The sequence below is a fragment of the Variovorax sp. AB1(2024) genome (genome assembly GCF_037482385.2).
In the GTDB taxonomy this organism is placed as follows: domain Bacteria; phylum Pseudomonadota; class Gammaproteobacteria; order Burkholderiales; family Burkholderiaceae_C; genus Variovorax.
Map to the genome: position 1 here is coordinate 1,956,801 of NZ_JBBHKP020000001.1, position 26,311 is coordinate 1,983,111.

General features: G+C 67.7%; 22 protein-coding genes. 11 read left to right on the forward strand and 11 right to left on the reverse strand.

Annotation, left to right across the window (positions count from 1 at the left end; translation table 11 throughout):
• The first annotated feature begins 60 nt into the window (after positions 1 to 60).
• Together WIX39_RS09160 and WIX39_RS09165 are read left to right on the forward strand one after the other, a co-directional pair.
• The gene (locus WIX39_RS09160; protein WP_234382081.1) at positions 61 to 501 is read left to right on the forward strand and encodes a YbaN family protein; all 441 of its coding nucleotides are present in this window, start codon (positions 61 to 63) and stop codon (positions 499 to 501) included.
• Positions 502 to 549: 48 nt separating this feature from the next.
• Positions 550 to 942, forward strand: coding sequence for a carboxymuconolactone decarboxylase family protein (locus tag WIX39_RS09165; RefSeq protein WP_409194929.1), 393 nt, complete (start codon positions 550 to 552; stop codon positions 940 to 942).
• Positions 943 to 951: 9 nt separating this feature from the next.
• On the opposite strand, the gene putA is transcribed toward WIX39_RS09165, so the two are convergent.
• Positions 952 to 4,692, reverse strand: a complete 3,741-nt coding sequence (gene putA, locus WIX39_RS09170) for a trifunctional transcriptional regulator/proline dehydrogenase/L-glutamate gamma-semialdehyde dehydrogenase (protein WP_409194930.1) — start codon at positions 4,690 to 4,692, stop codon at positions 952 to 954.
• Between the two features lie 175 nt (positions 4,693 to 4,867).
• Between putA and WIX39_RS09175 the strand changes: the two genes are divergently transcribed.
• From WIX39_RS09175 to WIX39_RS09185, 3 genes are read left to right on the forward strand one after another with little or no spacing between them, the layout of a single operon-like run.
• Positions 4,868 to 5,953 (forward strand): hypothetical protein, encoded by a 1,086-nt coding sequence (locus tag WIX39_RS09175; RefSeq protein ID WP_409194931.1) that lies wholly within the window; start codon positions 4,868 to 4,870, stop codon positions 5,951 to 5,953.
• A gap of 57 nt (positions 5,954 to 6,010) precedes the next feature.
• Positions 6,011 to 6,607, forward strand: coding sequence for a helix-turn-helix domain-containing protein (locus tag WIX39_RS09180; RefSeq protein ID WP_409194932.1), 597 nt, complete (start codon positions 6,011 to 6,013; stop codon positions 6,605 to 6,607).
• Between the two features lie 5 nt (positions 6,608 to 6,612).
• On the forward strand, positions 6,613 to 7,146 hold the full coding sequence (locus WIX39_RS09185) for a GNAT family N-acetyltransferase (RefSeq protein WP_409194933.1): 534 nt from the start codon (positions 6,613 to 6,615) through the stop codon (positions 7,144 to 7,146).
• On the opposite strand, the gene WIX39_RS09190 is transcribed toward WIX39_RS09185, so the two are convergent.
• Positions 7,143 to 8,276, reverse strand: coding sequence for an NADH:flavin oxidoreductase/NADH oxidase (locus WIX39_RS09190; protein WP_409194934.1), 1,134 nt, complete (start codon positions 8,274 to 8,276; stop codon positions 7,143 to 7,145). The genes WIX39_RS09185 and WIX39_RS09190 overlap by 4 nt on opposite strands.
• A gap of 494 nt (positions 8,277 to 8,770) precedes the next feature.
• Between WIX39_RS09190 and WIX39_RS09195 the strand changes: the two genes are divergently transcribed.
• A complete protein-coding gene (locus WIX39_RS09195; RefSeq protein ID WP_409194935.1) occupies positions 8,771 to 9,070 on the forward strand; it encodes a hypothetical protein in 300 nt (99 codons plus the stop codon).
• 25 nt (positions 9,071 to 9,095) lie between these two features.
• On the opposite strand, the gene WIX39_RS09200 is transcribed toward WIX39_RS09195, so the two are convergent.
• From WIX39_RS09200 to WIX39_RS09220, 5 genes are all read right to left on the reverse strand, one after another.
• Positions 9,096 to 9,398, reverse strand: a complete 303-nt coding sequence (locus WIX39_RS09200; protein ID WP_081268433.1) for a putative quinol monooxygenase — start codon at positions 9,396 to 9,398, stop codon at positions 9,096 to 9,098.
• 571 nt (positions 9,399 to 9,969) lie between these two features.
• A complete protein-coding gene (locus WIX39_RS09205) occupies positions 9,970 to 10,641 on the reverse strand; it encodes a tRNA-uridine aminocarboxypropyltransferase (RefSeq protein ID WP_409194936.1) in 672 nt (223 codons plus the stop codon).
• 217 nt (positions 10,642 to 10,858) lie between these two features.
• Positions 10,859 to 12,199, reverse strand: a complete 1,341-nt coding sequence (locus WIX39_RS09210; RefSeq protein ID WP_409194937.1) for a metal-dependent hydrolase family protein — start codon at positions 12,197 to 12,199, stop codon at positions 10,859 to 10,861.
• 61 nt (positions 12,200 to 12,260) lie between these two features.
• On the reverse strand, positions 12,261 to 13,049 hold the full coding sequence (locus tag WIX39_RS09215; RefSeq protein ID WP_081268430.1) for an alpha/beta fold hydrolase: 789 nt from the start codon (positions 13,047 to 13,049) through the stop codon (positions 12,261 to 12,263).
• Positions 13,050 to 13,059: 10 nt separating this feature from the next.
• Complete coding sequence (locus tag WIX39_RS09220) at positions 13,060 to 13,929, reverse strand: fumarylacetoacetate hydrolase family protein (protein ID WP_409194938.1); 870 nt, start codon at positions 13,927 to 13,929, stop codon at positions 13,060 to 13,062.
• Between the two features lie 182 nt (positions 13,930 to 14,111).
• On the opposite strand from WIX39_RS09220, the gene WIX39_RS09225 reads away from it, so the two are divergent.
• A complete protein-coding gene (locus WIX39_RS09225) occupies positions 14,112 to 14,981 on the forward strand; it encodes a helix-turn-helix domain-containing protein (protein ID WP_409194939.1) in 870 nt (289 codons plus the stop codon).
• Positions 14,982 to 15,165: 184 nt separating this feature from the next.
• Here the strand turns inward: WIX39_RS09225 and WIX39_RS09230 are convergent, their stop codons facing one another.
• The 3 genes from WIX39_RS09230 to WIX39_RS09240 form a co-directional block, all read right to left on the reverse strand.
• Positions 15,166 to 15,522 carry a hypothetical protein gene (locus WIX39_RS09230; RefSeq protein ID WP_081268427.1) on the reverse strand — a complete coding sequence of 119 codons (357 nt, stop codon included), beginning with the start codon at positions 15,520 to 15,522 and terminating at the stop codon, positions 15,166 to 15,168.
• Positions 15,523 to 15,575: 53 nt separating this feature from the next.
• The gene (locus tag WIX39_RS09235; RefSeq protein ID WP_409194940.1) at positions 15,576 to 15,947 is read right to left on the reverse strand and encodes a hypothetical protein; all 372 of its coding nucleotides are present in this window, start codon (positions 15,945 to 15,947) and stop codon (positions 15,576 to 15,578) included.
• A gap of 309 nt (positions 15,948 to 16,256) precedes the next feature.
• Positions 16,257 to 16,988, reverse strand: coding sequence for a hypothetical protein (locus WIX39_RS09240; protein ID WP_155742526.1), 732 nt, complete (start codon positions 16,986 to 16,988; stop codon positions 16,257 to 16,259).
• A gap of 171 nt (positions 16,989 to 17,159) precedes the next feature.
• Between WIX39_RS09240 and WIX39_RS09245 the strand changes: the two genes are divergently transcribed.
• From WIX39_RS09245 to WIX39_RS09260, 4 genes are all read left to right on the forward strand, one after another.
• Positions 17,160 to 18,359 (forward strand): cation:proton antiporter, encoded by a 1,200-nt coding sequence (locus tag WIX39_RS09245; protein WP_409194941.1) that lies wholly within the window; start codon positions 17,160 to 17,162, stop codon positions 18,357 to 18,359.
• Between the two features lie 150 nt (positions 18,360 to 18,509).
• The gene (locus tag WIX39_RS09250; RefSeq protein WP_409194942.1) at positions 18,510 to 23,273 is read left to right on the forward strand and encodes a CapA family protein; all 4,764 of its coding nucleotides are present in this window, start codon (positions 18,510 to 18,512) and stop codon (positions 23,271 to 23,273) included.
• The gene (locus WIX39_RS09255; protein ID WP_409194943.1) at positions 23,270 to 24,238 is read left to right on the forward strand and encodes an alpha/beta hydrolase family protein; all 969 of its coding nucleotides are present in this window, start codon (positions 23,270 to 23,272) and stop codon (positions 24,236 to 24,238) included. The genes WIX39_RS09250 and WIX39_RS09255 overlap by 4 nt, the downstream gene beginning before the upstream one ends.
• A complete protein-coding gene (locus tag WIX39_RS09260) occupies positions 24,235 to 25,314 on the forward strand; it encodes an aldose epimerase family protein (protein ID WP_409194944.1) in 1,080 nt (359 codons plus the stop codon). Before WIX39_RS09255 ends, WIX39_RS09260 begins: the two co-directional genes overlap by 4 nt.
• Before the next feature lie 11 nt (positions 25,315 to 25,325).
• Here the strand turns inward: WIX39_RS09260 and WIX39_RS09265 are convergent, their stop codons facing one another.
• Positions 25,326 to 26,267 carry an SMP-30/gluconolactonase/LRE family protein gene (locus tag WIX39_RS09265; protein WP_409194945.1) on the reverse strand — a complete coding sequence of 314 codons (942 nt, stop codon included), beginning with the start codon at positions 26,265 to 26,267 and terminating at the stop codon, positions 25,326 to 25,328.
• Positions 26,268 to 26,311: the final 44 nt, after the last annotated feature.

Sequence of the window (26,311 nt, forward strand, 5' to 3'; positions counted from 1 at the left end):
TGGCCGGCAACTGCAACGGCCGGTGGCGATGCGCGTCGTGCGCTGAAAGACAATCGGCCCGTGATCCCCGCCGAAGAAAAGAACCCGCCCGCCGCGGATGCCGCCGTCGCCGTGCCGCGCCCGTTGCCATTGGCCGCCCGCTGGCTGCTGCTGGCCTTTGCCGCGCTGTGCCTGGTGCTGGCCGTCATCGGCGTGATCGTGCCGGGCATGCCGACGACGGTGTTCGTGCTGATGGCCGCGTGGGCCGCGGCGCGCAGCTCGCCGCGGCTGCATCGCTGGCTGCTGGAGCACCGGCTGTTCGGCCCCATCCTGCGCAACTGGGAGAACGGGCGCACAGTGAGCCGCCGCGCCAAGTGGAGCGCCACCGCGGCGATGGCGTTCTGCGCCGTCGTCATCGCGCTCACCGCGCACAAGGCCTGGCTTGCGGGCCTCGGCATCGGCTCGATGGCCGTCGTGCTCGCGTGGCTCTGGCGGCGGCCGGAGCCGGCGGTGCCTGACTGATGGCGACGGCCGCTCCACAATGCGGCCTTCGTTCCAGGAGATTGAATAGTGAAGCCACAACCCATCGAGTACGCCGCCGCCTCCGACGACGTCAAGGCCGTGTTCGACGACATCAAGACCTCGCGCAACGTGCCCGACGTCAACAACTTCTGGAAGTACCTCGCCAACGATCCCGCCACGCTCAAGCGCACCTGGGGCAGCCTCAAGGAGGTGATGGCGCCCGGCGCGCTCGACCCGGTGGTCAAGGAAATGGTCTACCTCGCGGTGAGCGTCACCAACAACTGCGGCTACTGCATCGCGAGCCACCATGCGGGCGCGGCCAAGGCCGGCATGACGCCGGCGATGTTCGCGGAGCTGATGGCCGTGGTCGGCATGGCCAACGAGACCAACCGGCTGGTCAACGGCTACCGCGTGCCGATCGATCCGGCGTTCGACAAGTAGAAGGCCGGATCAGCCGATCGTCATCAGGCTTGCGTTGCCGCCCGCTGCCGCGGTGTTGACGCTGAGCGCGCGTTCCACCACCAGGCTTTCGAGCGGAATGTCCGCGTCGCCCGGCGCGAAGGCCCGCACGCCGACGATGGGGCCGGGCCGCGCGGCAATGCGCTGCATCGCATCGGCCAGGCCGGTTTCGTCGCCGTGGTGCAGCGCGGCGTCGAAGGCCACGGTCGGCGAGCGCCAGTCGCTGGCGATGGCCACGCTCTGCTGCACCTCGGCCGGCAGCGACGCACGCAGGGCCTGCGTGTCGGCATCGGCCGGCCAGATGGCGGTGCTGCCCACCGACAGCACGGCCGCCAGCTGCGCCAGCCGGTCGGCCTCGGTGCGGGCCAGGCAGAGCACTGCCTCGCGCGGCAGCAGCGTGTAGACGTTTCGCTCGCCGGTCGGGCCGGCCAGCGTGCGTGAATCGCCGGCGCGCGACAGCGATGCGAAGCGCGCGCATTGCGCGGCCAGCGCGTCGCGCCCGGTCTTCCGGGCCCAGCGGGCCAGCGCCGACAGGCCTGCGTTCGGCACCGCCTCGCAAGCGCCTTCGCCACCCATCGCCCGCGCCATCGCATCGTCGGGCCGCTTCGACAGCATGCGCAGCATGTACAGCGGCCCGCCCGCCTTCGGCCCCGTGCCCGACAGCCCTTCGCCGCCGAAGGGCTGCACGCCCACCACCGCGCCCACGATGTTGCGGTTGACGTACACGTTGCCCGCCTTCGCGTGCTGCACGATCTGCGCGATGGTCTCGTCGATGCGCGTGTGCACGCCCAGCGTCAGGCCGTAGCCCGTGCCGTTGATCTGCCCGACCAGCGCGCCGAGGTCGCGCCGGCGGTAGCGCACCAGGTGCAGCACCGGGCCGAACACTTCGCGCTGCAGTTCCGAAATGCTGTCCAGCTCGATCAGCGTGGGCATCACGAAGGTGCCGTGGCGCGTGTCCTGCCCATGCTCGCGGCCCTGGCGGTAGACCTTGTGGCCGCGCGCGCGCATGGCTGCGATGTGGCGCTCGATGCCGTCGCGCGCCTCGGCGTCGATCACCGGACCCACGTCCACGGCCAGCCGCGCGGGATTGCCGATGCAGGCCTCGGCCATCGCGCCTTCGAGCATCTCGACCAGCCGGTCGGCCGCTTCTTCCTGCACGCACAGCACGCGCAGGGCCGAGCAGCGCTGGCCGGCGCTGTCGAAGGCCGAGGCCATCACGTCGGTGACGACCTGCTCCACCAGCGCGGAGGAGTCCACGATCATCGCGTTCTGCCCGCCCGTCTCCGCGATCAGCGGCACCGGCGCGCCGTGGGCACCGAGGCGCTGCGACAGCGTCTTCTGCAGGATGCGCGCGACCTCGGTCGAGCCGGTGAACATCACGCCCTGCACACGCGCGTCGGCGACCAGGCTGGCGCCCACCGTCTCGCCGCGTCCCGGCAGCAGCTGCACCGCGGCGCGCGGCACGCCGGCCTGCCACAGCAGGCGCACCGCCTCGGCGGCGACCAGCGGCGTCTGCTCGGCCGGCTTGGCGAGCACCGGGTTGCCGGCCGCGAGCGCGGCCGCCACCTGGCCGGTGAAGATCGCGAGCGGAAAATTCCACGGGCTGATGCACACCATCGTGCCGAGCGCGCGGTGCGTGTCGTTCGAAAAATCGCTGCGCGCCTGCGCCGCATAGAAGCGCAGGAAGTCCACCGCCTCGCGCACTTCGGCAATGGCGTTGGCATAGGTCTTCCCGGCCTCGCGCGCCAGCAGCCCGAGCAGGCGCGGCATCTGTTCTTCGAGCAGGCCGGCGGCGCGCTCGAGCACGGCGGCGCGCTCGGCGGGCGGCGTGGCGGCCCAGGCGCCGGCAGTGCCCGCGGCTTGCGAAACGGCGGATTCGACATCGGCCGGCGTGGCCTCCCGCACCTGCCCGACCACATCGCGATGGTCGGCGGGGTTCAGCACATCGGCCGGTTCGGCTTGCGTGACGGCATCCACCGCCAGCATCGGCCCGGCATGCCAGCCCTCATGCGCGGTGGCCTCCAGGCTCTGGCCCAGCAGGCGCAGGCTGTCGTCGTTCGCGAGATCGAGCCCGCGCGAGTTGCGGCGCTGCGTGCCGTACAGCGCCGCAGGCAGCGCGATGGCCGGATGCGGCAGCCCCACCGTGCCTTCCTGCGCGGCCATGTGTTCCACCGTTGCCACCGGGTCTTCCACCAGCGCTTCGAGCGAAATCGTCGGGTCGGCGATGCGGTTCACGAACGAGGTGTTCGCGCCGTTCTCCAGCAGGCGGCGCACCAGGTAGGCCAGCAGCGTTTCGTGCGTGCCCACGGGCGCATAGATGCGGCACGGCCGCCCGAGCGGGCCGACCACCTGCTCGTACAGCGGCTCGCCCATGCCGTGCAGGCACTGGAACTCGTACTGCCCCGGCTCGTAGCGCGACGGATCGGCCATGGTGTAGATGGCGGCCAGCGTGTGCGCGTTGTGCGTGGCGAACTGCGGGTACACCGCCTCCGGCGCGGCGAGCAGCCTGCGCGCGCAGGCGAGGTAAGACACGTCGGTGTAGGCCTTGCGCGTGTAGACCGGGTAGCCGTCGAGGCCGTCGATCTGCGCGCGCTTGATCTCGCTGTCCCAGTAGGCGCCCTTCACCAGCCGCACCATCAGCCGGTGGCGGCTGCGGCGCGCGAGGTCGATCACGTAGTCGATCACGAAGGGGCAGCGCTTCTGGTAGGCCTGGATCACGAAGCCGATGCCGTTCCAGCCCGCGAGCGCAGGCTCGAAGCACAGGCGCTCCAGCAGGTCGAGCGACAGCTCCAGCCGGTCGGCTTCCTCGGCGTCGATGTTCAGGCCGATGTCGTAGCGCTGCGCCAGCAGCGTCAGTTCGCGCAGCACCGGGTACAGCTCCGCCATCACGCGCGCGTGCTGCGCGCGGCTGTAGCGCGGGTGCAGCGCCGACAGCTTGATGGAGATGCCCGGGCCCTCATACACGCCGCGCGCATCCGAGGCCCTGCCGATCGCGTGAATCGCCTCTTCATAGGCGAGCTTGTAGCGCCTGGCGTCTTCCATGGTGAGCGCGGCCTCGCCCAGCATGTCGTACGAATAGCGAAAGCCCTGCGCCTCCAGTTCGCGCGCGTTGCCCAGCGCCTGCGCGATGGTTTCTCCGGTGACGAACTGCTCGCCCATCATGCGCATCGCCATGTCCACGCCCTTGCGGATCAGCGGCTCGCCGCCCTTGCCGATCAGGCGCGTGAGCACGGCCGACAGGCCGGTCTCGCTGTGCGTGGCCACCAGTTTGCCGGTCAGCAGCAGGCCCCAGGTGGCGGCGTTGACGAACACCGACGGGCTGCGGCCCGCATGCGTCTGCCACTGGCCGTGGGCGATCTTGTCGCGGATCAGCGCGTTGCGCGTCTCGGCATCGGGAATGCGCAGCAGCGCTTCGGCCAGGCACATGAGCGCGACGCCTTCCTGGGACGACAGCGCGTACTCCTGCAGCAGACCCTGCACGAGGCCGGCACGGCCGCTCGCGTTCTTGCGCGAGCGCAGTTGCCGCGCGATGCGATGCGCCAGCGCATGCGCCTCTTCGGCCTGCCCGCGCGGCAGGCGGGCCTGTTCGAGAAGCGGCGGCAATGCCTCGGGTTCGGCGCGGCGCCAGGCCGCGGTGATCTGCTCGCGCAGCGGCGAAGGGCCGGGCGGCAGGCCGTCGGCGAATGCCGCGAACGAGGAGGGCAGGGGGTCGGAGTCGGTGGTGGTGCTCATGGCGGCTCGTGCTGGAGATATGTTGGATGATCTGCGCCTGATCGCCGAATTTGTGTTCGAAGATTTGTTGTTTGGCAGAGTAAATCGCTAGGTTCAGAGCGACTGGCGCAGTCAGGTTCGCAGATGGCGGCAGGCAGAGAATCCGCCATCCATCCCTTTTTGGAATTTCGCGAACATGCCCAGCTGCAGAAGGCTCCTTCTTTTCCTTGCGGCCGCGTGCCTGCCGGTGTGCTGGCCGGCCTATGCGGCGGCAGCCGACTCCTCCGCCTGCACGGCCTCGGCGGCCGCGGAATGCCTGCGCAGCTTCACGCCGGACGGTGCCGCAGGTGCGCTGCACTACTACGCCTCGCTCGATCCCGCAGCCGGCCCGACCAAGGCGCTCATCGCCATGCACGGCCATTCGCGCGACGCCAACAAGACCTTCGAGGCAACGCTGCGCACCGTTCGCAACGCCGGCACGCTGGACGACACGCTGGTCATCGCGCCGCTGTTCCAGGTGCCCGCCGACAAAGCCGCGGCAGGCCGCTGCAACACGCCGGGCCTGCCCGCGCCGCAGCCCGGCGACCTGCTGTGGACCTGCGGCTCCTGGCTCGAAGGCGGCCGTTCGGCATCGGGCAGCCGCATCGGCTCGTTCGCGGTCATGGACGCGCTCGTGGCCGAGCTGGTGCAGCGCTGGCCGGGCCTGCGCACCATCACCATCGCGGGCTTCTCGGCCGGCGGGCAGTTCGTGCAGCGCTATGCCGCCTTCGCGCGGACCGGCGGGACTGCGGGCACGGCGGGCAAGGTCGCCATCCGCTACGTGGTCGCCGACCCGAGCACGTGGCTCTATTTCGACCCGGTGCGCCCTCGGTTCGCACTCGACGGCACGTCGGTCGCGGGATTCGCGGTGCCCGACGCCGCCGCATGCCCCGAAACGAACCGCTGGAAGTACGGCACCGACGACCTGCCCGCGCACCTCGGGCGCGGCGCCGAACAGGCCCGCCGGCAGTACGCGGAAGCCGACATCAGCTACCTCGAAGGCGCGCTCGACAGCAACGATGCCAAGGGCACGGCCTACCGCGTTCTCGACCGCTCCTGCGCGGCGCTCGCGCAAGGCACCTTCCGCCTGCAGCGCGGCCTGGCCTATGCGCAGTACGACCGCTCGGTGCTCGCGCCCGAGAAGCAGCGCCAGGTCGTGGTCGTGCCGGGTTGCGCGCACGACGTGGCCTGCGTCTTTCCTTCGGAAGCCGCGCGTGCCGCATTGATCGGCCCTTCCCGGTGAGGGCGAACTGCCTGGAGGCTTGACTGGGATTCCTTCATGGTGGATATTTCATCCAATATGAAGGAAATCGAAGAAGGCTCATCCGGGCTGAACGACCGCATCGCGCAGCGCGTACGCGACCTGCGCGCGCAGCGCGGCCTTTCGCTCGACGCGCTGGCCACGCACTGCGGCGTGAGCCGTTCCATGATCTCGCTGATCGAGCGCGGCGAAAGCAGTCCCACCGCCGTGCTGCTCGAAAAACTCGCGACCGGTCTCGGCGTGTCGCTGGCCTCGTTGTTCGAGGCGCCGGCGCCCGCCGCCGATCCGGTGTCGCGGCTGGCCGGCCAGCTGCAGTGGCGCGACCCGCACTCCGGCTACGTGCGGCGCAACGTGTCGCCCAGCGGCTTCGCTTCGCCCATACAGATCGTCGAGGTGCTGTTTCCGCCCAAGGCCCGCGTGGCCTACGAAAGCTCGGCGCGCGAGCCGCTCATCCACCAGCAGGTGTGGGTGCTCGACGGCGTCATCGAACTCACGCTGGGCGACGAGAACCACCGGCTTTCCACCGGCGACTGCCTGGCGATGGTGCTGGACCGCCCCATGAGCTACTACAACCCCTCGCGCGAGACCACCCGCTACGCCGTGGTGATCGCGACCCTGCCTTTTTCCTGGAAATGAGCGACATGACCAACTTCGAAGCGCCGCGCATCCGTCTTCTTTCGGCGGTGGATGGTGACCAGCTGCAGGCGCTGGCCGACCTGCTGATCGACTGCGTCGAGGGCGGCGCGTCGGTCAGCTTCATGCATCCGCTCACGCCCGAGCGCGCACAGGCTTTCTGGCGCAACGTGGCCGCGGGCGTCGCCGCCGGCGAGCGCGACTTGCTGGTGGCCGAAGACGCCGAAGGCATCGTCGGCACCGTGCAGGTGGTGCTGGCGCAGCCCGAGAACCAGCCGCACCGCGGCGAGGTTTCCAAGATGCTGGTGCACCGCAGGGCGCGGCGCCGGGGCATCGGCGAGCTGCTGATGCGCGCAGCCGAGCAGCAGGCGCGCGAGCGCGGCAAGACGCTGCTGGTGCTCGACACCTCCAGCCCCGAGGCCGAGCGGCTCTACGTCCGCACGGGTTGGACGCGGGTGGGCAGCGTTCCCGGCTTCGCGCTGCTGCCGCGGGGCGAGCCGTGCGCCACCACCTTTTTCTATCTGGACCTGGCCGGGGCCTAGCGCGCGCCGAACGCCGCGTTCTCGAACAGGTCCTTGAACTCGCGCGGCTGCGAGCGCCAGTACTGGTGCGGCGCCTTCACCTGCGCGCCCAGCTCGGCCGCCGCGTGCCACGGCCAGCGCGGGTCGTACAGCATCGCGCGGGCCAGCGACACCGCGTCGGCCTGCCCGTCGGCAATGATGGCCTCGGCATGGGCCGGCTCGGTGATGAGCCCCACGGCAATGGTCGGCAGCCCGACCTCGGCCTTGATGCGTTGCGCGAACGGCACCTGGTAGCCCGCGCCCAGCGTGATGGCCTGCTGCGGCGACACGCCGCCGCTCGACACATGGATGGCCGCGCAGCCGCGCGCCTTCAGTGCTTGCGAGAACGCGACCGTGCCGTCGAGGTCCCAGCCGCCGGGCACCCAGTCGCTGGCCGACACGCGCACCCACACCGGCCGCTCGGCCGGGAAGGCTTCGCGCACCGCGTCGAACACTTCGAGCGGAAAGCGCATGCGGTTCTCCAGGCTGCCCCCGTATTCATCGTCGCGGTGGTTTGCGATGGGCGACAGGAACTGGTGCAGCAGATAGCCGTGCGCCGCGTGGATCTCGATGCCGTCGATGCCCAGCCGCGCCGCGCGCCGTGCCGCCGCCACGAAGGCATCGCGCACGCGCCGCAGGCCGGCGGCATCGAGTGCGATGGGCGGGTCTTCGGTGGGCGAATGCGGCACGGGCGAGGGCGCATATGCCTTCCATCCGCCGGGCTCGCCGGGGCGGATCTGCTTGCCGCCTTCCCAGGGCGCGCGGCTCGACGCCTTGCGCCCCGCGTGCCCCAGCTGCATGGCGATCTTGATGGGCGAAAAAGCGCGCGTGGCATGCAGCACCCGCGCCAGGCCTTCTTCATTGGCATCGGAATAAAGGCCGAGGTCGCCGGGGGAGATGCGCCCTTCGGCCTCCACTGCCGTCGCTTCGATGATCAGCAGCCCCGCGCCGGAAAGCGCCAGGTGGCCGAGGTGGATCAGATGCCAGTCGCCCGGCGTGCCCTCCGTGGCGGAGTACTGGCACATCGGCGCGATGATGATGCGGTTATCTATCTCAAGCTGGTCGAGCTTCAGGGGCTCGAACAGGCGGGGCGGGAATGTTGGTTGACTCATGATGACGATGCGGCTCCACAGGAGCGGCAATTCTGCGGCGCGGGCGCGATTCGCATGCCGGCCGGCGCAGAAGCCTTGCGGCTCGATGCGGTATCGAATGCGTGTGTGTCGGATGCCTTCAGGGCGTGCTCACGCCGACGGGGTGCCTTGCTCCGCGAATGTCCCCCGCCCTTCGGGCTCCTCCTTTATTTCGCTGCGCAAGGCACCCCATCGGCGTGAGCGTTCGTGCTGCTGTGGAAGCTGCATTTGTTGGCGCTCTGGGGGACTTCGTGCTTTGTCGAGCGGCTGTTTCGCCGGGTTCTTCGCTAGAGTGGATGCCCCTGTCACTCGATGTCCCACCAAGGGGAGAAGGAAGCCAACACACCCAACACCGAAATGTTCGAAGGCTGCTTGCCTCGCGGCAGGTCGTCGGTGCGAAAGCAGCGACGCAAATGCGAGGTATCAAAAGGCGACGGCCGAGGTGTATCGAGCACCCCGACCGTCTAACCAAGTTCGTGCAACCACCTTGGAAGGAACCGCACAAAAATGGCTACCAAGACTATAGCCCGGCCAACTACGCCGGTAGCTTCGAAGACAACGCCCAAGACCCGGCGGATCTTCTCGAAAACACCCTCTCGCAACTCGAAGCCCTGCTGTGGGTCTGCCATGGCGAAGGCATCGACTGGCACAACGGTGAAGGGCCTCGGCAACTGGACAACCTGCTCTGGCTTGCGGCTGATATGGCTCGCAAGGCGGGGGAGCTGTTTCAGGTGAGCGAGACGGCGCGACGCGCAGCGCCTGAGACCGGCGGCTAGCGGCTGGCGCGCTCTGATGGGTTGCCTAGCCGGGTAGCTTTGCCGCAAGCACGTCGACACTTTGAATGGATGGCGGCTCGGAGAACAACTCCCCCGCCTGTGCCATCAAAGCCGCCGCAACCTTGCCCGACAGATGCGCTTGGCGGCCTGCGTCATCCGGAAAGGCATCGAAGATTCCGAAGGTCGACGGCCCAAGGCGAATGCCGAACCAGGCGGTAGTGGCTGGCTCTTCCATGACGAGAGGAAGACCACCCTTGAGAAAACTCTCGACCTCTTTCTCTTTCCCGGGCTTCGCTTCCAGGCGAACGAACAACGCGACTGTGACCATGACATGCTTCCTTTCTTTCAAAAAATGCGACCGGTCCTGGTCGCATAGGGAATCGCAGTCTGCGCCATTTCAATGTCCATGTTGCCGACTATTTTTGGTTCATCGGCGCTCGCCGTTCGTAAAAAGCTCAGCGGCGCACCCGCGCATATCCATCTGCAACTCGTCCCAGCGTTCGAACCCCCAACGCCACAGCCGCACTCACCGTGCGCAGGACGCCGGGTGCTCCCCTCAGCGAATGTCCTCCGCCCATCCTTTATTTCGCTGCGCAGGCCACCTCATCGGCGTGAGCGTTCGGTGCTGCCGTGGAAGGTATGCCACGGCGAAGGCATCGACTGGCACAACGGTGCAGCGCCTCGGCACTGGGCAATCTGCTCTGGCTTGCGGCTGATATGGCTCGCAAGGCGGGAGAGCTGTTTCAGGTGAGCGAGAAAGCGCGACGCGGAGCGCCCGAGCCCGGCTGACAGCGGTCGATCTGCGGGCCGCAGATTCAGGTGCGACAGCTGAAGCTTCCGTGATGGAGGAAATTCGGCTTGATTGAGGTGGCTTGTGGGTCTGTGGCCCAACCAGCCATTCAGCTGGCCACTTGGATGAACCCCGTAAGCTTTGGAGGGCAGGACTTGCAGGTTTGCGCGTCTCGCTGCCCGCCAGCTTGCTCCAAGTACTCGACAAACCCGTCGAAGGCATCTAACAAGGGCTGGAACCGCTCCGCGTCTCCTTCCAGTTGGCTCAAGGCGTAGCAGGTCGCCTCCAGCGTGGACAGTTGGTCGGGTCCATGGGCTTTGCGGATACGGTAGTGCGAAGGCGGCAGGTTGCGCAGGGCCAAGCGGGGCAACTGTTGCAGTGGCGGACTTTGGTAAAGCATCTTTCGGCTTTTGCGCCAGGTGCCGTCCAGCACGACCAGACGCAGGCGCGACTGGGCTTGCAGCCACTCGGGCGGTAGCTGGGGTGGGACCCGCAAGTCCGGGGCGGTATCTTGCAGACTGTCCGGGTACAGCAGCAGCGTGTGCTTCCCGTCCACCGGCCAGACCGGCACGGCGAATGCCTCACCCACCACCAGGCGGCAGTGCGCCAAGCTGAGATGCAGCAGGCGCGCACTGCCTTTGGCTTGGTGTACCTCCAGCGGGTGCTGCAGCACCAGTACCTCCACCGCATGGGAGATGGGCGCGACCCAGCGGCAAATGCAGCCGCTCAGCGGACGCAGGCAAGCGGTGCATTTGGCGCGTGGGGCTAGAGCGGCGGACATGGCTGGAGTTTATTCAGTGTGCCTAGCTAGACAGTGCATGGAGGGAGATGTCTTTTGGCTTTGGCGAGACCGGCAGCTTTGGACAATGTGGGAAGACCGCGGTGGGGCCATTGCGGAAGTGCGCAGCGCTCGAAAGCTGCCGTTCGCGCCTCGAATTTTGATGGCCCCGAAGCGATGGCTCCGCGTTTGGCAAAGCCATCGTTGGTAAGGACTGCTTTCAGTGCATCTCCGCCAATGCCTCCTTGACCCCCTGTTCCCGCAGCGGTGTATCGCCGCCTTCCAAGTGCAGAGCGGCATCCGAAGGTACGGGCGTCGCACAATCCTTGTGAATCACGCCGTCTTTCATCACGAGCTGCACCTTGGCCGGATCGGTGAGCAACGAAAGATCTTGCAGCGGATCGCCGTCGACCAGCACGATGTCCGCCAGGAAGCCCGCCTTCAACTGCCCCAGCTCGTCGGGCCGGAGCATGATCTGGCCGCCCAGCCGTGTAGCCGCCATCAGCGCTTCCTTCGGCGTCATGCCGATGTAGTCGACGAAATATTGCAGGTCGTTGGCGTTGGTGCCGTGCGGCATCCAGGCAAAGCCGTAGTCACCGCCGGGCAGGATGCGGATGCCGCGCTTGTGCATTTCGCGCAGTGAAGCCGATGCCACCTCCAGCTCGCGCTTGTAGCCCATCTGCGTCGCCACGGCTTCGGTGATGCCGTATTCGGCCGCGTTGTAAGTCGTGCGAATGAGCCAGCCGATGCCGGGCGCCACGAAATGCCGGTCTTTTGCCTCTTCGAGCATGTCAAGTGCTTCGGCATCTGCGAAGCTGGCGTGATAGACCATCTCGATGCCGTGGCGCACGCACTGCTTGACCGACTCGCTCGAGCGCGCGTGCGCAGCCATGCGTTTGCCGTAGCGCTTGGCCTCTTGCGCGAGCATGGCCACCTCGTCTTCCGCGAAAGGTGACATCTCGGCGGGCAGGCCAGCAATGTACTCGCCCGACAGATTGATTTTCAGGTGATCGACACCGTACTTGATGAAGGTGCGCGCCGACTTGCGGATCTCTTCGGGGCCGCTGCACACGCTGCCGAAGCTGAGTTCTTCGAACTTCATGTGTGGCAGCGTGTTGTCGCCCAACGCGCCGATGGTGGTGATCTCCTGGCTGCCGGCCAAGTAGCGCGGGCCTGGGAACTCGCCTGCTTCAATGGCATTGCGCAGCACCACGTCCAGGCGCGGCTTGGCTGCGGCTGCGCCAATCGCCGAGGTCCAGCCCATGTCCAGGTAGCGCTTGGCGACGCGCACGCACCAGAGCATGTGTTCTTCGGGCGGCATGAACTGGATGGCCGCGAGCGAGGGTTGGTCATTCCACGAAAAGTGCGTGTGGGCCTCGGTCATGCCGGGCATGAGGAAGCGCCCCTTTCCGTCGATCACGCGCGCGTCATCGGTGCTCACGCGCTTCGGAAAGCGAGCGACTTCTACGATGCGCTTTCCTTCGACGAGAAGGTCACCGGTAAAAGGGTCTTCGCCCGTGCCGTCGAAGATGCGGACATTGGTGAATGCAATACGGGTCATCGTTGTCTCCTCCGGCATGCGGTGCCGGCAATGGGTTGTCGAAATGGAGTCTCGCGACGTCTCAGCGGAGTGCCGCGTAGAAGGCTTCGAGTTCTTGTATGCAGCGCTGCGGCTGCTCGAAAGTCGTCCAGTGACCGCACCCGTCGAGGATGACGAGGCGGCTGCCGGCGATGCGTTCCTGCATGGCGCGGACGTTTGCCGCCGGGGCTACTCCGTCTTGGTCGCCGGTGACCAAGAGCGTCGGCACATCAAGGCGTTCGAGCGCGGCCGACTGCGCATCGGCGAGCGCCGCACAGCTCTGCGCGTAACCCTCGGGCGACTGGCGCATCACGCTCTCACGCACCAGCGCGAGCACCGCCGGTTGCTGCTCCTTCGTTCGCGTGCTCGTCGCGCCCTTCACGATGGCGTCGGCGATCTCCTGCATGGCCGACACACCGCCCCGCGCCGCGTTGGCCCGGGCCGCGATGTTGGGGCGCGCGGCATCGGGAGGCGCAGCCAGCGGGCCGAAGAGTGCCAGCGATTTCACTGTACCGGGATCGCGCAGTGCCAAGTGTTGAGCGACGATCGTGCCCATCGAGTGCGCCATCACATGCACCGACCCGATGCCGAGCTCCGCAAGCAGCTGCGACATTGCATCCACGTAGCCCTTGATTGACAAAGCCTTTCCGTCAGCCGGCAGTGGCGATCTCGCGCTGCCTGGCAGGTCGGGCCTGATACGGCGAAAACCGCCAAGCGCCGGCAACAGTGGGGTCCAGTTGTTCGATGAGCCGCCGAGTCCGTGGATGCACAGCAGCGCCTCGCCTTCACCGTCGATCTCGACAGTCAGGCCGTTCAGAACATGAGTCGTCATGCGCAGCCTTTCAGACGAACTTGTTTTCGATGGCGCCGAGCCGGTCGATCTCGACTCGCACCACGTCACCTGCACGCAGGTAGCGCGGCGGGCTCATGCCCATGCCCACGCCTGCCGGTGTGCCGGTCGCGATCACGTCACCGGGGTAGAGCGTGATGCCGCGCGAGATGGTCTCGATCAGCGTCGGGATGTCGAAGATCATGTTCTCGGTCGGCCCGTCCTGGCGCAGCTCGCCGTTGACCCAGCAGCGCACCCGCGTCTTCGTGCCGTCGAACTCGTCGGCCGTGACGATCCATGGGCCCATAGGGCAGAAGGTGTCGAAGGACTTTCCCATGTCCCACTGCCCGTGGCGCATCTGCACATCGCGCGCGGTCACGTCGTTGACGACTGTGTAGCCGAAAACGTGCGCCATCGCAGCTGCGCGCGTGATGTTCTTGCCGCCCTTGCCGATGATGACGGCCAGTTCGGCTTCGTAGTCGATCTGCGTCGACACCTCGGAAGGCACGAGCACGTCGTCGTGCGGGCCGACAACGCACTCGGGCACCTTGGTGAAGACGATGGGCCATTCGTCGGTCCTGGCCGCGTTGTCCTTGAACACCGAAGCAGACAGTTCTTTGGCGTGCGCATGGTAGTTGCGCCCCACGCACCAGAGGTTGCGTCGCGGCTTGGGCAGTGGCGCATCAAGCACCACGTCGCCCAGGTTGACTGCGGGACCGGCTGGCTCCGGAAGCGGGCCGCCCTCGGCCAGGGTTTCGATCAGCGTCAGCACGCCGGTGTCCGCCTGGGCCTGTGTGAGCTTCAGCGGGGTGACGGTCGTGCCGTCGGCGGAAACGAGGCCGACCTTGCGGTGTCCCTCGCTCGTGAAAGTGGCGATTCGCATGAGGTTTGCTCCTGTGTTTTTGCGATGCGCCAACTTTAAAAATTGTGGCCCAGGAGCGCTTATCGACCGATCCGGCGACGTATCGAATCGTCTGGTGTCGTTCTAAGGACTTACCCGGGGCGCTGTGTTGGCCCGATGCGTGCGAGGGAACAATCGCCGCAAACGACTTCGATGAGAGACAGATGCAGGAAGCCTATGCACTCCATGAAGGCGCGTTCGGCACGGCAATCGTCCTGGAGGCGAGCGCCAACCTGGTGTCGCATGCTCATTCGGAAACACAGCTCGCCCTATGGCTGGGCGGTGCGCGCGCCTGTGCCCATGTGGGCTCTGAGGTCGTGCCTTACGGCGAAGGCGTGGCTTTGGGTGTGAACGCTTTCGAGGCGCATGACATGGTGCGGCTGGAAGACAGCGGATCAAGCCTCTTCATCGTCTTCATGATCAAAAAGGACTGGCTCGACGACCTCAGCCAGGCAAAGGATCGGAGCTTTCGGTTCCCGTCTCCGCGAGTTCTCATCAGCGACGCGTTGCGGCGTTCATGCTGGCGGGTGCTGGACCTAATGATCTCCGCCGGTGCAGGGCGCGAGCAGGTGGACAAGGAGGTGGAGCGCTTACTGGAGGCCGCCATCGCTGCATCCACGACGGGCGCGGATGCCGCTCCGGTGCCCGGGGGCATCGGCGTGACGCTGGACCATCGCCTGCGCGCCGCCATCGCTCACATGCGCACGCATGTCTCCGAGAAAACGAGCATCGACGAGATCGCCGCAAAGGTCGGGTTGTCGCGCGCGCATTTCTTCGCGCTGTTCCGCGATCAGTTGCACACGACGCCGCAGGTGTTCTGGAGCGGCGTGCGCGTCGAGGAAGCCATGCGCCGCGTCAGCGAAGGCGGCGAGTTGACCGACGTCGCGCTCGACCTGGGCTTCTCGGCGCCGGGCAATTTCTCGCGCTTCTTCAAGGAACACACCGGCATCTCGCCGTCGATCTTCAAGCGGGCCACGCGCGCTCCGTATCCTGTCACCGTCACAGGCATCCCGCGCGAGGGACAGTCTTCGTAGGCGTGCTTTCAGGTTTCAGGATCTAAAGCGGCGAACAGTGAGGCGGTAAGTCGGTCCGTTTTGGATCGCAAATCAAACGATGCCAACGAATGACCGGTTGAATCCGCCGCCGGATCCTGCCACAGGGGCGAGACAGCTAGATGCCTAGAACGGTCATGTGACTCTTAGTGCCGAGCATAGGCTGTCACGAGAATCGGTAGAAAACCTTGTTGCCCCATTCCGTATCGAAGCCATCCAGCACCTTCCCGTGCTCGACACCAGTGATGATGGGCGAAGCTTGGCTTCGCAAGTCTGCCTCGATTGCATGGCGCACACCTTCCCAGCGGAGGACGTGCATGAGGTATGCCAACGGCTCGCTGCTGATCTGCCGGTCGCGGAACAGACGGATCAGCAGCTGCTCAATGGCCTCGCGGTCTTGTGGTGCAGATTCGATGTGCGCAAGGCAGCGGCGGTAGAACGGCTCAGCCTGATCGAAAGAAAACTTCGTATCGAGAACATGCTCCGCCTGGAGCAACTCGTCGCGCACTTGCAATTCAATCATTCCGTTTCCTCAACCTCTGCTTCTGGCCATGTACGGCTGTCGCGAGTCACCGCCTATTTTGGGGGGAGAACAGGAGCCAACCCGTTCAGCCAAGGCATTTCGTACCAAGTCACGTGGCGTTCAAAAGCGGCGCACTCCTCTGGTGTCAACCACACGCCATGGGCCTCGACGCCGAAGGAGGAGCCGTCTGCCAATTTCACTGCCTTGGCGATGCCGAAGAGGTCGCCTTTCACTAAAAGCTCCCGGGGTACGACGGCTGTGACGAACACTCGCTCCTCGACGCCCTCGCATTGGCCGACTTCACACAGCACGTATGTGCGAGCACCGTCGCGCCGTTGGACCAACACCAGCTGATAGTCCTGACCTTCAGCGACATCGCCACGCTTCCACATAGTCCCTTCTCCGTGAAAATTCTGAGCAGTCATCGAACGGCCGGTTCTGGCCGACTGTAGCCGGTCGCTCTGCCGTCGCGAAGGCTCAAAGCAGGCCTTACAAGTGACTCGCTATGTCCTCGGCTCTAGCGCCCGGTTGACCGCGTACCAGAATGCGGCTGCCCCAGCATCGCCAGCGTCCTTGGCTTTCTCAGACAGGCGCAGCGCATACCTGTGTGCATCTCGTCCGTGGCGAATCGCCAGCTCGTGCGACTCACGACCTACTTTGACATAGTCCACTGTTGCAGGTACTGGGCAATTTTCTGGCTTCATGGCGAAGGTCCGGTTGTGGCCGGAAGCACTCTAGACATCGAGGGCTCGCTGCCTGCGGATCTGACGTTTCTGCTCGGCACTGGGTGGCTTGTAGGCGCCGGAAAGACGGCGTCGGAGCGACTTCAACGCGGCGGATTTTGCGCGCCTTACGGTCGGGTCGGTCACCGTCTGCGCCTCTGCCCACTCCAGCGCTCCCTCTATTGGAGCCCCTCTCAAGGCACATAGGCAAAGTGTCTGCTGATGTGATGTGGTGGCGCTGGCGAATGTCTCGATCACCAGGTCTCTCAACTTCTCCTGCTGATCTTGCGGCAGTACCAGACCGTCGTCGAAACTCGTCAACGTATTCAGCGCGCTGAGCGCTTGCCAGAATGGATCGCTTGGCTCGTCTGAAAGCGCAGTGGTCGACATGCAGTAGTCCAACAGAGCCGTGACGCAAGACGCGGTGCGAACTTGCTCAAGAACCGCAATGGCAAACGTCGCGAGCGTCCGATCGGTCAGCAAGTGCTGCAGCGACGCAACGCCGCCGCGGCCGTACGCGACGCAGGCCACGGCCCAGCGCGCGAGCGGCGCCACCCTCGAGCCGTCCTCAAGCAGACCGTCTTCGTGCCATCCGTGTTGCTTGGACAGCCGCTCAATCTCATCGGCGCCGTCAGCGCCATACGCCAGAGAAAACCGAATCAAATCTTCTGGATGAACCGAGCCACCGTAGGACAGCGGTCCGGGGCCCTTGGCGGCCTTGCGAGCAAGATCATTGAATTTCATCGGAATTCGGTACGCATGCTTTTGTAGCCGTCGTGTCGTTTGCCAGCTCGCCGTGATGAGAGTCCGGACTTGGCCGACTGTAGCCTGTGTCAGCCATCGCAAAAGCCCCTTCGGGGCCGCTCGGCGTATGGCAGACTCGCCGCGATTCAACTTCAGGCTGACGGCGGTCAAGTGAGCACTTCTGAGATTTTCCTGATCGCGATGCTGATCATCTTTTCGCTCCCATATCTGGTGTGGCGTCTTGGTCGAACCGATTATTTCGCGCCGCTTGTCGTGGTGCAGATCATCACGGGCATCGTGCTTGGCCCGGGCGTGCTGGGGGCGATGTTCCCCGACTACTACAAGTTCGTCTTCAACGGGCCGGTGATCCAGTCGCTCAATGGAGTCGCGCAGTGGGCCGTGATGATGTTCGTCTGGATCGCAGGCATCGAGCTGGATCTGCGCAAGGCTTGGGAGCATCGTCGCGAGAGCGGGATCACGGCTGGCCTTGCGCTTGGCGTGCCTCTTGTCTTTGGCGCGGCGGCGGCACTGGCGCTGCTTTCCTATCCAGGCTGGATAGGGGCGAAGGCGACGCATTGGCAGTTCGTGCTGGGCATTGGCATGTCGTGCGCCGTGACCGCGTTGCCGATCCTGATTCTGCTGATGGAGAAGCTGCAGATTCTTCGCCAGCCAATCGGCCAGCGCATCCTGCGCTACGCGAGCCTGGACGACATCGCCATCTGGGGTGTGCTGGCGCTGATTCTCATGGACTGGGGGCGGGTGGGCAAGCAGGCTGGCTTCCTCGTGGTCTTCGCAGTCTCCGCGGCCGCGTTTCGCTGGCTGATGGTGCGCGTGCCCGAGCGCGACCGGTGGTATGCGGGTCTTATCTGGCTTGCGGCCTGCGGTCTGGGCGCCGACTGGTGCGGCCTGCACTACATGGTCGGCGCATTCATTGCCGGCGCGGTGATGGACGGGGAGTGGTTCGATCAGGAGCAAATGGACTGGCTGCGCCACAACGTCCTGTTGGTGGTGATGCCGGTCTTTTTCCTGAGCACCGGACTGCGCACCAACTGGCAGGTGGGCGGCACGGCGGTCTTCCTGGTCGCGGCGGTACTGCTGGTGGCCTCGGTGGCCGGCAAGCTCATCGGACTCGGCATGGCCGGCCGGCTGTTGAAATGGCAGCCGGGCGAGGGCTCTCTGATCGGTTGGCTGCTCCAGACCAAAGCCCTCATCATGATCATCTTCGCCAACGTCCTGCTGGACAAGGCGATCATCACCAACGAGACCTTTACGGCGCTTCTCGTCATGGCAGTTGCGAGCACCATGCTGACCGTGCCCGCGGTGACGCCAAAGCTCCGGAGGATGCAAGAGATCGTGTTTCGCTCGCGTTGACCGGTCCCGCTCGTCGGCTCGTCCTCGCGGTGGTCTTGGGCAAGCCACGCTTCCTGTGAGCGTCAGCTATTGATTGGCCGTCGACAAGGCCAATCCCATGGATTGACGGGATGGCAAGCCGCGCAACGCCCTGTCATCATTCGCCGCTGCATGAACATCGATCCGAACCCCCTCGCCGATCTGTTGAACCGAGCCAGGCAAGCCCTGGCGGACCCGGCGGGCATGCTGCCGGTAGCGAACCCCGCCACCCCGGAGGCCGGATGCGTCGTGTTCTTTGCCACCGGCGAAGGCGGCAGCCGCGCCCGCGTGGCATCCGGCCGTGGCGCCGACGTCGAGGCCGCATGGCAAGCCGCCGCCGAAGCCATCGCGGCGCAGGCCGCCCGCGGCGAAAACCCGCCGCAACGCCTGCGCGCCGAAGTCGTCGACAAAGTCAGCCCCATGCGCTGGCGCGAGCTCAAGGCGAAGTTGGCGCAAACCAAGCGCAACTACTTCAACGAAGGCATCGCCTTCGACGCGCGCTTCGAGATGGCCCTGCTCGCGCAGGAAATGCACGGCGGCGCGGTGCTCTACAACGGCGACGTCGACCACGCCGAGCCCAACCCCGGCAACCTGCACCTGCTTAGCAAACGCCGCTTCGGCCGCGAGATCGACTTTCCGGCGGACGACGAAACGCCCGTCTGGTGCTTCACCACCCGCGCCGTGTACGTCGACGCCAAGGGCGCATGGCCCATCACCGCCGAAGGGCAGGCGGCGGGCTTTCGCACCCTCACCGACTGGAACGCGCCGCAGATCCGCACGCTCATCGAAGACGCCAGCACCTACCTCGCCGCCCAGGTCAAGCCCACGGGCGAGTTCGACTACGGCTGGTTTCCCTGCTTCGACCGCCTCATTCCCACCTACAACACGCTGCGCCACGCAAGCTCGACCTACGCCATGCTCGAGGCCTGGGAGCTCACGCGCGACGACACTCTGAAAGCGTCCATCGACCGCTCGATCGGCTTCCTCACGGGCACGCTGATCCGCCCGGCCGTGCTGCCCGACGGCACGCGCGCGGCCTACCTGCTGGACATCGGCAACGAGATCAAGCTCGGCGGCAGCGCCGTGTGCCTGCTCGCGCTGGTCAAGTACACGGAGCTCACGGGCGACAGGCAGTTCCTGCCGCTGCTGGAGCAGCTCGCGCTCGGCATCCGCCACATGCAGGACGCGGAGACCGGCAGCTTCGTGCACGTGCTGAATGCGCCCGCGCTCGACGTGAAGGACAAGTTCCGCGTCATCTACTACGACGGCGAGGCCGCATTCGGCCTCATGCGGCTGTACGGCCTCACGCGCGACGCGCGCTGGCTCGCGGTGGTCGAGAAAGCCTTCGAGCATTTCATCGCGGCCGAGCACTGGCGCGCGCACGACCACTGGCTGAGCTACTGCGTCAACGAGCTCACCCGCTACCGGCCCGAAACGCGCTACTACCAGTTCGGCCTGCGCAACGTGGCGGGCTACCTGGACTTCGTGCTCGAGCGCATCACCACCTTCCCCACGCTGCTCGAGCTGATGATGGCCGCGCGCGACATGGTGCTGCGGCTCGAAGCCGACCCGGCCCTGCGCCCGCTGCTGGCCGAACTCGACCGCGACAAGTTCGACCGCGCGCTGGCCTACCGCGCGCGCTACCTCGCCAACGGCCACTTCTGGCCCGAGCTGGCGATGTTCTTCCGCAACCCCGACCGCATCGCGGGCTCGTTCTTCATCAAGCACCACAGCTTCCGGGTGCGCATCGACGACGTGGAGCACTACCTGTCGGGCTACATGGCCTATCACCGCATGCTGAAGGCGAGCGAGGGCCTGCAGCAAGGGCGGCGCGCCGGCACGGTCGCATGGGGCGGCGACGTGAACCTGGGGCGGCGCCAGCACTTCCGCATGCACGAGCTGGGCGGCGCGCGCAGGATGCTCGGCGACATCGCCGCGCTGCGCGATGCCGACTTGCGCATCGTCAATCTCGAATGCGTGGTCGCCACCACGGGAGAGCAGGGCGTGGACAAGGGCGAGGCCGGGCCGTACTACTACCGCGCGCGGCCCGAGATGCTCGCGGTGCTGACCGAGGCCGGCATCGGCATGGTCGCCACCGCCAACAACCACAGCGGCGACTACGGCGCCGAGGCGCTGCTGGAGCAGCGGGCGCACCTCGACGCCGCCGGCATCGCCCATGCCGGCACCGGCCGCACGCTGGAGGCCGCGTTGCGCCCCGCGTTCCGCAGTGCGGGCGGCGTGCGCGTGGCGCTGTTCTCGCTCGACGCCACGCAGCCGCGCTTTGCCGCCACCGCCGAACGCGCGGGCGCCGCCTGGCTGCCGCTCGACGACCCCGCCGCATGGAGCGCCGAGCTCGCCCCGCGCATCGAAGCCGCGCGCCGCGAGGCCGACGTGGTGCTGGTGGCGGTGCACTGGGGCGCCAACCTGGAGACCGAGCCTACGGCGGCCGAGATCGCCGTCGGCCATGCCATCGTCGATGCGGGCGCGGACGCGGTGCTCGGCACTTCGGCGCATGTGCTGCAGGGCATCGAGGTCTATCGCGGCCGGCCGATCCTGCATGACGCGGGCGACCTGCTGTTCGACTCCGTGCGCAACGACTTCGGCGACTCGGGCGTGTTCACGCTGGCGCTGGGCCTGCACGGCGTGGAGGCGGTGGTGTTCACGCCGGTCGGCGTCGGCTACGGCTTTTCGCGCCAGCTGGCGGGCGCGGAGGCCGAGGCGCTCGGCGCGCGCTTCGCGGCGCAATGCCGCGCGCTCGGGACGGAACTGGCGGTGGCGCAGGATGGCCGCTGCACGCTGCGGCTGTCGCCGCCGCAGCGCCCGGTGTTCCAGGCCGACCCGGCCGCGGCCGAGGCGCCGCCCTCCCGGCCCGCGCGGCCCACGCCGGTCGTCGGCCCGGTGCGCGCGCCGCGCTCCGAATGGCTGGTCGATGCGGTGCCGTTCGACGCACACATCAAGCCGCTGCAGTTCGGCCCGCTGCGCCTGCTGGGGCTGCGCATCGCGCCCCGGCAGATCGCCGGGCGGCGCATGCTGTGGGTCGAGTCTTTCTGGTGCGCCGACGAGCCCGTGGCGGCCGACCTGCGGCTGCAGTTCCGCGCGCTGCCGATGCGCAGCCGCACGATGCCGCCTTGGGGCGAGGGCATGGACCACGACCCCTGCGACTGGATGTGGCCCACCAGCCGCTGGGAGCCCGGGCGCATCTACCGCGACCGCTACGGCCTGCGCCCGCCGCGCGCCGGCCTGCTCGAAAGCGACGTGCTGCAGATCGAGGTGCGCCTGCGCGGCAGCCTGCCCGGCCTGCCGCCAGAAATATCGAGCGCACGGCGCCTGCCTGTGTGGTGCGGCCTGCGCGTGCCGGAACTTCCTGTGCCGCTGCCCGAGCGCCCCGCGCCCGTGCTGGCTGCAGACCGCCTGGGCGAGGGCAACGAGCCCGCGCCGGTGTGGACCGCCGCGCAGCTGCAGCAGGTCACGGGCGGCCGCTGGCTGGTGGAGCCGCCCCCGGGCTGGTTCGTGAACTCGGTGGTGCGCGGGCCCACCCACATGTCGATGCTGCCGGCGCCGTCGCTCTTCGTGGCTTCCGACTACCGCACGCTCGCCGTGCACGAGAGCTACAGCAAGCCGCGTACCGACAACTGGGACCGCCACCTCGAACTCCCCAGGCTGCAGCAAGCGCTGGCCGGCGCCGTGGTCGCGCACGAGGTCGATGGGCTGGACGCGGACTTCCCGCTGCTGAAGGTGGACGACCCGATTGCCGCGATGCTCGCGCTGGGCGCCGCCGCGCGGGCGCGCTACAAGGGCCTGCTGGTGGGCGTGACCGGCACGGTGGGCAAGTCGTCCACCATCGCCATGCTGCGCGACCTGCTGCCCGAACGCGCGCGCGTGCACACCACCATCGACAACTACAACTCGCGCGTCGGCGTGCCGGCCATGCTGGCCAACCTGGCGGCAGACGCCGACGTGTGCATCCTCGAAATGGCGCAGAGCGGCCTGTGGATGGAGCGCGGGCCCATATCGCTGGTGGCGCGGCCGCACGTGGCCGTCATCACCGAGATCGGGCTGTCGCAGACCCGGCAGGCCTCGACGCTGGAGCTCACGGCCGAATACAAGTCGCGCATCTTCCTGGGCCTGGAGCCCGGCGGCGTGGCCATCGTGCCCGACCACATCGCCTGCCTGCAGCAGGTGGTGCAGGCGGCGGCGCGAACGGCCGGCGCGATCTGGGTGGTGGGCCCGGGGCCCGACGCCAACATCCGCATCGTCGATACGCAGCCCGAGCCCGGCGGCGGCTGCCGCGTGCGCATCGCGATGGCGGGGCGCACCGTGGCGTATTCGTTCCCGCTGCACAGCGCGGGGCTGGTGCGCAATTCGGCGCTGGCCTTCGCGGCCCTGGTGGCCATGGGCTTCGACGCCGAAGCCGCCTGCGCGCGCATGCCGCATGTGCGCCTGCCGGCCTCGGTGATGCAGGTGCATCCGCTGCGCACGCAGGCCGGCGTGCAGGCCACGCTGATCGACGACAGCTGGAACGCCGAGGTCCTGTCGATGCGCAATGCCATGGAGTTCGTGCGCGGCTTCCAGCACGCGGCGCAGGGCCCGGTCGTGCGCAAGATCGGCGTGCTGGGCCGCATCATCAACCTCGACAAGGACGCCGAGGCCATGCACCGCAGCCTGGCCGCGCCGCTGCTGCAGTCGGGCATCGCGCACGTGGTGACGCACGGCGACGAGATGCGCTGGCTGCGCGAGGAAGTGCCGGCCGAGCTGCTCGGCCCGCACTTCGACGACGCGGCTCAGCTCGCGGGCTACCTGGGCGCCTTCCTGCGCGACGGCGACCTGGTGCTGGTGAAGGGCGACCGCATCGGGTCCGACTTCGGCGAGGTGCCCGTGCTGCTGCGCAAGCTATGAGCATGCTCGGCTACCTGCGGCGGCACGCCCGCGGCGCCTTCGTCGTGCTGTGCGCGCTGGCGCAGGCCGCCTGCGCGCAGCGCACCGGCCCCGACGTGCCGCGCCCCTTTGCCGCCGGCAACGACGAGGTGCTGCACTGGAACCAGCCCGCCGACCGCGCGAGCTGCCCCGACCGTGCCGGCTACCTGTGGGTGCAGCCGGTCGAGGGGCCGGCGTGCATCCGCTACTTCGCGAGCGACGACATCGACGGCGCGCGCATCGCCATCGTGCAGTTCTCGGGCGACCGCGACAGCGTGATGGACCAGGCGCCCACGCGCATTCCCGGCAACACCGAGCCGCTGCGCACGCTCGACGCGCAGCGCAGCCGCGACCGCGCCGGCGTGCCCTGGGTCTTCGTCGCGCGGCCGGGCACCTACGGCTCGTCGGGCGACCACCGCAAGCGCCGCGAGCTGGTGGAGTTCCATGCGCTGGACGCCGCGCTCGACGCGCTGATGCAGCGCCACAAGCTGCAGCGCATCGTCATCCTCGGCCACAGCGGCGGCGCCACGGCGGGCGCCGCGCTGCTCACGCTGGGGCGCACGCGCGTGGCCTGCGCCGTGCTGACATCGGGCGCCTTCGGGCTGCTGGAGCGCGCGACGCTGCTGGGCCGCTCGAACGGCGGGCGCACCGACACCACCGGCAGCGCGCAGTTCTACGACCCGCTCGACCACGTGGGCGGCATCGCGCGCGACCCGTCGCGGCGCATCGTGCTGATCGGCAACCGCGACGACCGCAACACGCCCTTCGCGCTGCAGCAGCGCTTTGCCGACGCGGTGGGCAAGGCCGGGCACCGCGTGGAGATCCGCACGCACGCGGCCGAGCCGCCCGAATATCACGACCTCACCGACCGCATCGGCCTGCGCACCGCCTCGCTGTGCGCGCGCGAGGCGCTGTTTCCCCAGCTTCCAGAACGCACACCCCCATGAGCAGCTCCATCACCTCGCGCGCCTACGGCCGCATGCCCGACGGCCGCGCCGTGACCGAATACACGCTCGACAACGGCCGGGGCCTGAGCCTGAGCGCCATCAACCTCGGCGGCATCGTCACCGCGCTGCGCGTGCCCGACCGGCACGGGCAGCCCGCGAACATCGTGCTGGGGCTGCCGTCGCTGGCCGAATACCTGAAGCCGCATCCGCACTTCGGCACCATCGTCGGCCGCTTCGCGAACCGTATCGCGGCAGGGCGCTTCACGCTCGACGGCGTGGCTCGGCAACTCGTGCTGAACGACGGCCCCAACTCGCTGCACGGCGGCGCGAAGGGCTTCGGCACGCGCTTCTGGGACATCGTGCCGCTGACGGTGCAAGAGGCCGGCGGCGACATCGCCATCGAGCTGCGCTACACCAGCCCCGATGGCGAAGAGGGCTACCCCGGCGAACTGCGGGCCACGGTGCGCTACACCCTGAGCGCGACGGCGAACACCTGGCGCATCGACTACAGCGCACTGGCCGACCGGCCCACGGTGCTGAACCTGAGCCATCACGACTACTTCAACCTTGCAGGAAATGCCGGCGGCTCTGTCATGGACCACCGGCTCACGCTGCCGGCAAGCCGCTATTGCCCGGTCGATGCCACGCTCATACCGACCGGCCTGGCCGACGTGGCCGGCACGCCGTTCGACTTTCGCGCCGGCACGCTCATCGGCGAGCGCATCCGCCAGGGCCATGAGCAGCTGCTGCTCGCGCACGGCTACGACCACAACTGGGTGCTGGACCGGAGCCCCGCGCACCAGGGGCTGGCGCTGGCGGCGCGGCTCGCGCACGAGGCGTCGGGCCGCGTGATGGAAGTGCACACCAGCGAGCCCGGCGTGCAGTTCTATTCGGGCAACTTCCTCGACGGCACCCTGCTGGGCAGCGGCGGCGCGAGCCTGCGGCAGGGCGACGGGCTGTGCCTGGAAACGCAGCACTTCCCGGATTCGCCGAACCGGCCGGACTTTCCGTCCACGGTGATGCGACCGTCCGAGGTGTTCCGCAGCGCGACCGAGCACCGGTTCGGCATCGGCTGAAGCAGCGAAGCTCAGCCCGCGAAAAGCGCCGCCGGCACGCCGGGGCTGCCGATGCGCACCTTGAAAAGGCCTCCGGCCAGCGGCTCGGCGGCCTGCTGCTCGGGCGTGAGGCTGTTGCGCGCGGTCGTGATGTAGAGCGTGCGCAGGTCGGTGTCGCCGAAGGCGCAGTCGGTGACGTGGCTCGCGGGTATGGCGATGCGGCACAACTCGGCCGCGCTCACCGGGTCGTGGCAGGTGACGCAGGCGCCGCCCCAGTGCGCGATCCACAGGCGCCCGGCGGCGTCGGTGGTCATGCCGTCCGGCAGGCCGTCGGGCTTGGGGAAGCGGTGCCACTCGCGACGGTTCGACACGCTGCCGGCTTCCATGTCGAAGTCGTAGGCGTAGAGCTTGTTGAGCACCGTGTTGTTGAAGTACATGGTGCGGCCGTCGCCCGACCATGTCGGCCCGTTGGTCACCTCGAAGCCGTCGTCATGCCGGGTGCAGCGGCCGTCGGCGTCGTAGCGGTAGAGCGCGCCGGTGGGGGCCTTGCAGTCGAAGTCCATGCTGCCGGCCCAGAAGCGGCCGCGCGCGTCGCACTTGCCGTCGTTGAAGCGGTTGCCGGTGCGCTCGGTCTCGGGCTGGTGCAGGTAGCGCGGCTTCGCCTCTTCGCCGGGCACGGTGGTGTCGAGCAGCGCGAAGCCGCGCCGCAGCGTGATGAAGAGGCCCGGCGCCGAGGCGCGCTCGGCGATGGCGGTGATCTCCTCGTCGAAGGTCCAGGTGCGTTGCGCGCCGGTGGCGGGGTCCAGGCGAAACAGGCGCGGCGTGAGGATGTCGATCCAGTAGAGCGCCTGCTCGCGCTGCGACCACATCGTGCCTTCGCCGAGGTTGGCGCCCGCGGGCCAGATGCATTCGGGCGGGCCTTCGACGACCGGCGGGGAGTAGGAGGAAGAGGTGTTTGTCTCGTGCTTGTTCATTTGTTGTTTCCGTTGCTCGGTGTCATGTCTTCTTGACGCGGCGG

Coding starts and splice junctions, on each gene's coding strand:
- WIX39_RS09225 (WP_409194939.1), top strand. CDS start 14,112: ATGCAGGAAGCCTATGCACTCCATGAAGGCGCGTTCGGCACGGCAATC.
- WIX39_RS09210 (WP_409194937.1), bottom strand. CDS start 12,199: ATGACCCGTATTGCATTCACCAATGTCCGCATCTTCGACGGCACGGGC.
- WIX39_RS09200 (WP_081268433.1), bottom strand. CDS start 9,398: ATGGTCACAGTCGCGTTGTTCGTTCGCCTGGAAGCGAAGCCCGGGAAA.
- WIX39_RS09230 (WP_081268427.1), bottom strand. CDS start 15,522: ATGATTGAATTGCAAGTGCGCGACGAGTTGCTCCAGGCGGAGCATGTT.
- WIX39_RS09255 (WP_409194943.1), top strand. CDS start 23,270: ATGAGCATGCTCGGCTACCTGCGGCGGCACGCCCGCGGCGCCTTCGTC.
- WIX39_RS09175 (WP_409194931.1), top strand. CDS start 4,868: ATGCCCAGCTGCAGAAGGCTCCTTCTTTTCCTTGCGGCCGCGTGCCTG.
- WIX39_RS09185 (WP_409194933.1), top strand. CDS start 6,613: ATGACCAACTTCGAAGCGCCGCGCATCCGTCTTCTTTCGGCGGTGGAT.
- WIX39_RS09250 (WP_409194942.1), top strand. CDS start 18,510: ATGAACATCGATCCGAACCCCCTCGCCGATCTGTTGAACCGAGCCAGG.
- WIX39_RS09215 (WP_081268430.1), bottom strand. CDS start 13,049: ATGACGACTCATGTTCTGAACGGCCTGACTGTCGAGATCGACGGTGAA.
- WIX39_RS09190 (WP_409194934.1), bottom strand. CDS start 8,276: ATGAGTCAACCAACATTCCCGCCCCGCCTGTTCGAGCCCCTGAAGCTC.
- WIX39_RS09180 (WP_409194932.1), top strand. CDS start 6,011: ATGAAGGAAATCGAAGAAGGCTCATCCGGGCTGAACGACCGCATCGCG.
- WIX39_RS09205 (WP_409194936.1), bottom strand. CDS start 10,641: ATGTCCGCCGCTCTAGCCCCACGCGCCAAATGCACCGCTTGCCTGCGT.
- WIX39_RS09265 (WP_409194945.1), bottom strand. CDS start 26,267: ATGAACAAGCACGAGACAAACACCTCTTCCTCCTACTCCCCGCCGGTC.
- putA (WP_409194930.1), bottom strand. CDS start 4,692: ATGAGCACCACCACCGACTCCGACCCCCTGCCCTCCTCGTTCGCGGCA.
- WIX39_RS09235 (WP_409194940.1), bottom strand. CDS start 15,947: ATGACTGCTCAGAATTTTCACGGAGAAGGGACTATGTGGAAGCGTGGC.
- WIX39_RS09220 (WP_409194938.1), bottom strand. CDS start 13,929: ATGCGAATCGCCACTTTCACGAGCGAGGGACACCGCAAGGTCGGCCTC.
- WIX39_RS09240 (WP_155742526.1), bottom strand. CDS start 16,988: ATGAAATTCAATGATCTTGCTCGCAAGGCCGCCAAGGGCCCCGGACCG.
- WIX39_RS09260 (WP_409194944.1), top strand. CDS start 24,235: ATGAGCAGCTCCATCACCTCGCGCGCCTACGGCCGCATGCCCGACGGC.